The sequence below is a fragment of the Frankia sp. CoBUL1 genome (genome assembly GCF_978021245.1).
In genome coordinates this window covers 1-6,311 of the sequence record NZ_CDXDOS010000199.1, presented here as the reverse complement: position 1 = coordinate 6,311, position 6,311 = coordinate 1, and the positions used below count along the sequence as shown (strand labels likewise).

Here is a 6,311-nt window from a genome sequence, read left to right as displayed (position 1 = left end):
CCCGGCCTCCCGGCCCAGCCAGTCCAGCACCAGCTCGGCGGTGAGCTCCGTCGCCTTGAGCATCGGCATGTGGCCGAACCTGTCGAGGATCTCCACCCGCCAGTCCGGGCGTTCCGCGGCGACATGGCGTGCCACGCCCACCAGGATCAGCCGGTCGGCGGAGCCGTGGACGAGCAGCGTCGGTTGCCGGACGGTGCGGACCATGTGCGCGAGCGAGGCCGGGCGCACCAGCGCCGCGATCGCCGCCGGCGGGACGCGGCCGGGGTCGGCGCAGAGCCGCCGCAGGTTCTTGTCGACGAGCTGGTGGGGGGTGTAGCGGCCGCGGCGGTACGCGAGGACCGCCGCGGCGAGGCGGGGGACCGGCAGACCGGGGTGAGCAGCGGGGCGAAGGCGAGCCAGGTGAGGTGGGAGCCGCCGAGACCGTGCACGCACAGCAGCAGCGGGCCGTCGGGTGGCCCCCCGAGGTCGACGTAGTGCACCGGCCCGTCCAGCTGGGCCCAGAACGACCGGTGGTTCTCCCGGCCGAACGGGTCCGCCGAAACCGGGGGTGTGGTGACCGGGGGCGTGGTTGACCGAGGGGGCGGTCACGTCGCGGCTGCTCATGCTGTGACGGTAGGACGACGCTCCTCGTGGCCGACGGACCCGCCAGCGGTGAAACAGGCGGTGAAACAGCAAGGTCGGCCGCCCGACGGCGGCCGACCTCCAGGAGTCACAGTGACCGGGAGGCGCCGAGCCGGAGCCGGTTCGGGTTTGCGACGGACCCGAACGAGAATGTCTCCGTGGCCGGCTCGAAGACCTCCGCGCCGTCGAGGACGCCGGAGCCGGTCTCCCGCTGACCTGGTAGGGAAAGCCCCGGGACCAGGTGGGTCGTCTCGTCCTGTTCCATGCGCAACGCTCCTTCCATCGTTACCGACACCTGTCCCTAAAACGGTATCGAGTGGACGTGGCGCGCAAAGTCTCCAAGTGATCTTGGTCACACCACAAATCCGAACGATGGCAATGCGTTGCGCCCTTCATTGGCTGTCGGATGGCCCTGGCATGCGCGGATCGTGCGCAGAGCATGCGCGAGCCGTTGGTCAGGCGCGTTCAACCGGCCAACCGGCCAACCGGCTCGGTCGAAACCGGGGCCGGTCGGCCGGAGCCCGCGGCCGGGGCGGGACGTCCGGTCAGGCCCGCAGGGGCGCGCCGGAGCCGGCGGTCAGGCTGTCGGTGCCGGCGCGGTGGGGGCCGTTCCGGGAGCGGCGCCCCGGCGCGGCGGGCGGCCGTGCCCGGTCGCCGGCCGCCCGAACCGGTGCCCCTCTCGCCGGGCGGGCCGGTGCTCGTTGCCGCGAGGCGTACCGCCGCGCGGTCCCCGCCCGCCGCCCGTGCGGGCTAGCGGGATCTCGTCCTTGCTGATCCTGGGCGCGGGCGGCCCGGCGAGCTCGAGCACGATCGGATCGTCGGCGGTCGTCGGGATCGGCCTCGCCTCGATCCCGACGGCGCGCAGCAGCCCGCGCACCTTGCCGCGTTCGGCGGGTAGGGTGACGAGCACGTCCGCGCCGTCGGCGCCGGCTCGGGCGGTCCGTCCGCCTCGGTGCTGGTAGGTCTTGGCGTCCTCCGGCGGACCGAGGTGCACGACGAGCCGGATGCCGTCAACGTGGATGCCGCGGGCGGCAACGTCGGTGGCGACCAGCACCCGGTAGAAGCCGTCGGTGAAACCGGCCAGCGCCCGGGTCCGCGCCCCCTGCGGCATTCCGCCGTGCAGCGGCTCGGCCGGCACCCCGGCCCGGCTCAGCGACTCGGCCACCCAGTCGGCGTCACGCTGGGTGCGCACGAACACCAGGGTGCGCCCCGAGCCGCCGGCGAGCGCGGTCACCAGGGCGACCTGCGCGGCCCGGTCGACGGCCTCGAGCGCGTGCCGGGCGAGCGTGGTGACCTGGGAGACCTCGGAGTCCACCGCGACCAGGACCGCGTCGGGCAGGTAGTCGCGCACGAGCACCTCGACCTCCCGGTCGAGCGTCGCGCTGAACAGCAGCCGCTGCCCGTCCGCCGGAGTGGCGTCGAGCAGTGCCTTCACCGCGGGCAGGAAGCCGAGGTCACACATGAAGTCGGCCTCGTCCAGGACCGTGATCTCGATCCCGTCCAGCACGCACGCGCCGCGCTCCACCAGATCGGTGAGCCGACCCGGGGTGGCGACGACCAGGTGCACACCGCGGCGCAGCGCGGAGATCTGCCGGCTGATGGACGTCCCGCCGTACACCGGCGCGAGCCGGAGGTTGAGCGCCTTGGTCAGGGGCTCAAGCGCATCGTTGACCTGTTGGGCCAGCTCGCGGGTCGGCACGAGGACGAGCGCACGGGGCCGGCGGGGCTGGGCCGGCCCCTGGCCGGCCAGGCGGGCGAGCAGTGGCAGCCCGAAGGCGAGCGTTTTGCCCGAGCCGGTCCGGGCCCGGCCGAGGACGTTCTCCCCGGCGAGGACGTCGGGCAGGGTCGATGCCTGGACTGGGAACGGGGCGGCGATGTCCCGGTCGGCCAGCGCCTTGACAAGCCGGCGGGGCAGGCCTGCGGCCTCGAAGGACTCGGCCGGCGGCCGGGGCTCACGCGTGGTGATGGTCGGTCCGGCCGGGCGCGCCGGGCCACCGGAACGGGAGCCGCTGTACCGCGGGCCGCGCCCGCCGGCGCCGCGGCCCCGGGCCGGGCGAGGCTGGCGCTGCGGGGCGTGCGACTGCTGGGAGCCGGGGGACTGCTGGCCCGGGTGGGACTGGGAGTTTCCGTACTGAGACAGAGGATCCGCCGATCAGGTCAGGGCCGCCATGGGTCCACCCGGACTGGATGAGGTGTCCCACACCAGTCCGCGTATCGTCCGGAGGCCGGGGGTACGGCCGGGTTTCGCGACCGGACCCACCGGCGGGTCATCCCCGCTAGGGCGCTCGCACCGACCTCGCACACCCGACCGTTCGGCCGGGCGCGGACGGCCTTGCAAGCCGTCGTTCTGTTCAAGGTACATCGCCGTTCCGCCACGCGGAGTGTGAGAGACGCCGATCCTGCGGCTGTACGTCTCGGGCTCACCCGCTGGTTCGTCCCGGGTTGCTCTTTCGGGCGAGCGGGTCGCCGGCCGCGGTGCGCAGTCCCCGGTCGCGGGCGGTGACGTGCCCGGCCCAGGCCACCAGGGTGACGACGCCGACGAGTGTCCCGTAGGCACCCACCACCCGCCCGGCCGCGCTGTGCCCCGCCGCGAGATTCACCACCGCGTCACCGAGCCCGAACACGACCGCGAGCCCGAGCCTGAGCCTGAGCCCGGCGGGCGTCGCCGCCCGCCCGCCCGCCGCCGCGATGGTCCGTCGCCGGGTGGCCGACGGCCGCGACGTCCGACCGGCGTGCAGCGAGCTCAGCACGAGTGGCCCGAGGATCGCCGTGACAGCCAGCAGCTCCATGGTGGTGCTGCGGTGGGGCGTCACGAGGAACCAGGAGCTCACGGCGAACGCGGCGGTCGGACCGGGGGAGACCGGCCCCACGCACGTGGGTGGTTCCACCGGAATGCCCGATCCCGCGGCGGTGCCCGGTCTCACCGGAGTGTCCGATCCCACGGCGGGGTCCGGCCCGATGGGGGCACCGGATCCGACCCGGCAGCCCGGTCCGACCCCGGCGTCCGCGAGGCTCGGACGAGGCGCGCTGAGCACGAGCAGCGGTGCGACCAGCAGGAGAAGGTAGTGGCTCCACACGATCGGGGAGGCGAGGATCGCGGCGGCGACGGCACCGGCGAACAGCAGCCGTTCGTCGTGGCCCCGCCGGGTGGCCGCCCAGCAGACCGCGAGGACGGCCAAGGCGCAGAGCCGGGCGATCGAGGCGGCGGCCTCCATCGCGACACCGATGTTGACAAGCAGGCCGGTGAGGCTGAGCCCGTTCGGGGCCTCCGCCCGGGCGAGCGCGTCCAGCATGCCGACGTAGGTGGCTGTTCCCACCGGGCTGAGCAGCTCACCGGCCAGGAACAGGGCGCTGAGACCGGCGAGGGCCACCATCCAGGCCCGCAACCGGCGGGCGAGCAGCAGCCAGAGCAGCAGCGGCGCGAGAAACAGCTTGCTGTAGACGAGCAACGCGACGACGCCGCCACAGGTCCAGGGCCGGTCGCGTCGTTGCCAGGCCAGCGCCAGCCCCGCGAACAGCAACGCGTTGAGGGTGCCCATCTGCAGCCCGATGATGGTGCACGACGGGGCGATGACCAGCGCGTACACCCGCCAGTCCCGGGCGCCGGCGAGGTGGGTCCCGCCGAGCAGGGCGAGCACGGATCCCGCGACGAAGATGTCGTCCGCATGTGCCAGGCAGGACAGCGGCGCGAACGGCATCGCCGTGAGGTAGGGGTAGACGAACGCGAAGCCGGAGTACACCGCCCCCGTGCCGGGGGCGGGATAGGGATCGAGCCCGTGCCGTACGGCCGCGCCGGCCCGCAGGAAGACGTCGACGTCGTAGTGGCCGATCCGGGTGATCAGTCCGAACCAGACCAGCATGATCAGTCCGGCGACCGGCAGGCTGGGCCGACCGGGTGGCGTCGGCCATGGCAGTCCCCGGACGAGCTGTCGGTTATCCGGGCCGGGCCGGCTCCCACGCTCGTCGCCACGGCGATCGTCCTCGTTGCCCCGCATGCTTCCCTCAGCTCCACCCGTTGCGTCAGAAGGCGAGTTCGGTGACCAGGTGGATGATCAGTCCCACGAGGGCGCCGACGACGGTGCCGTTAATCCGGATGAACTGCAGGTCGCGACCGACGTGCAGCTCGATGCGCCGGGAGGCCTCGTCGGGCTGCCAGCGGCCGACAGTATCTCCGATGACCGCGGCGATGTCGTCCTTGTACCGGCACACCACGCGGGTGGCCGCGTTCGCCACGGTGTGGTCGACGGTGCGCGCCAGCTCCGGATCGGTGGCGAGCTGGGCGCCGAAGGCCGCGAGTTCGTCGGTCGCGCGGACCCGGGCCGTGCTGCCCGGATCGGAGGCGAGATCGAGCAGGATGCTCTTCGCCGTGGCCCACATGGCGGAGATCACCCGGTCGACCTTGGGATGGGCCAGGAGCCGGTACTTGATCTGCTCGACCTGCGGTCCCAGCGCCTCGTCGGTGCGCAGCCGGCCGGCGAAGCCGTGCAGGAACGCGTCCAGGGCGCGGCGTGCCCGGTGCTCGGGGTCGGTGCGCAGCGCTTCGGTGAAGCGCAGCGCCTCGCTGTACGCCTTGGCCGCGACCGCCTCGTCCAGCCACTTCGGAGACCAGCTTGGTGCCCGCTCCTGCACGGTGCGGGTGAAGACCTCCGGGTTCTGCTTCAACCAGGTCTCGGCCTCGGTGACGATCACGTCGACCAGTCGATGGTGCAGCCGGTCCTCGACCACCCGTTCCAGCGCCATTCCGAGAGCCCCGGCCCAGGGCCGTTCGACGATGCGGGGCAGCACCGCCTTCTCGACGAGTTCGCGGACCAGGTCGTCGTTCATCCCGGAGACCACCGCGGTGAACCGCTCCGCCGCCTCGGTCGTGACCCGTTCGGCGTGCGACGGCTGGCGCAGCCAGGCACCGGCCCGGGCGGACACGCCGATGCCGTCGATCTTCTTCCGGATCACGTCCTCGGCGAGGAAGTGGGTGCCGACGAAGTTCTCCAGACTCCGACCAAGCGCGTCCTTACGTCGAGGAATGATCGCCGTGTGCGGGATCGGGAGGCCGAGTGGGTGGCGGAACAGCGCGGTCACCGCGAACCAGTCGGCCAGTGCGCCGACCGCGCCCGCCTCGGTGGCCGCGGCCACGTACCCGATCCACCCCGGGCCACCGTGGGCCTGCCAGCGGGCGGCGAGGAGGTAGATCGTCACCACCGCGGCCAGCAGGCTGCCGGCGATGAGCCGCATCCGGCGAAGCCCGCGGCGCAGGCCCACCTCGTCGGTGGTGCCGCGCGCGAAGCCAGCCGACACCGGCCCGGAGACACCCTCCGGATCGTTCATCGCCGCCCGTTCGGTCGGCAGCCCGTCCCGCCGCCCACTGAGATCCTCCTGCTCGTTCCGCCAGCCGGATCGGCGCGGACCGATCAGGCTGGCGGGCGAGCCTGGCGGTGCCGGACGAGGCGATCCTCGGCCACCTTATGCGGGAGCACCGCCCATCCGGACCGGCGTGGGGATCATTCGGTCTGGCGCCGGATCCGTTGCTGGATGACGACCAGATCGACGATGGCGACGAGGGCGAGGAAGGCGAGGAAGGCTGCGCCGGCTGTCTGTCCCCGGACGGCGAAGAAACCGGCGAAGACCCCGCAGAACACCAGGCCGAACGCGGCGAGGACGCGGCGTAGCCCGAATGCGCTGTGAGCCGGGGGGAA

At 73.2% G+C, this 6,311-nt stretch carries 6 protein-coding genes; all 6 read right to left on the bottom strand.

The annotated features are described in order from the left end of the window. The coding region (locus AC08OX_RS13565) for an alpha/beta fold hydrolase (RefSeq protein ID WP_476608155.1) at window positions 1–432 on the bottom strand (432 nt) is incomplete at its 3' end. 277 nt (window positions 433–709) lie between these two features. Beyond that, on the bottom strand, window positions 710–886 hold the full coding sequence (locus AC08OX_RS13560) for a hypothetical protein (RefSeq protein WP_023840775.1): 177 nt from the start codon (window positions 884–886) through the stop codon (window positions 710–712). 312 nt (window positions 887–1,198) lie between these two features. Next, on the bottom strand, window positions 1,199–2,464 hold the full coding sequence (locus AC08OX_RS13555; RefSeq protein WP_476608156.1) for a DEAD/DEAH box helicase: 1,266 nt from the start codon (window positions 2,462–2,464) through the stop codon (window positions 1,199–1,201). A gap of 577 nt (window positions 2,465–3,041) precedes the next feature. Further along, complete coding sequence (locus AC08OX_RS13550) at window positions 3,042–4,616, bottom strand: glycosyltransferase 87 family protein (RefSeq protein ID WP_476608154.1); 1,575 nt, start codon at window positions 4,614–4,616, stop codon at window positions 3,042–3,044. Between the two features lie 25 nt (window positions 4,617–4,641). Continuing rightward, complete coding sequence (locus AC08OX_RS13545; protein WP_476608153.1) at window positions 4,642–5,943, bottom strand: DUF445 domain-containing protein; 1,302 nt, start codon at window positions 5,941–5,943, stop codon at window positions 4,642–4,644. Between the two features lie 173 nt (window positions 5,944–6,116). Beyond that, a partial coding sequence (locus AC08OX_RS13540; RefSeq protein WP_476608152.1) for a DUF6343 family protein occupies window positions 6,117–6,311 on the bottom strand: 195 nt, incomplete at its 5' end.

Coding starts and splice junctions, on each gene's coding strand:
- AC08OX_RS13560 (WP_023840775.1), bottom strand. CDS start 886: ATGGAACAGGACGAGACGACCCACCTGGTCCCGGGGCTTTCCCTACCA.
- AC08OX_RS13550 (WP_476608154.1), bottom strand. CDS start 4,616: ATGCGGGGCAACGAGGACGATCGCCGTGGCGACGAGCGTGGGAGCCGG.
- AC08OX_RS13545 (WP_476608153.1), bottom strand. CDS start 5,943: ATGAACGATCCGGAGGGTGTCTCCGGGCCGGTGTCGGCTGGCTTCGCG.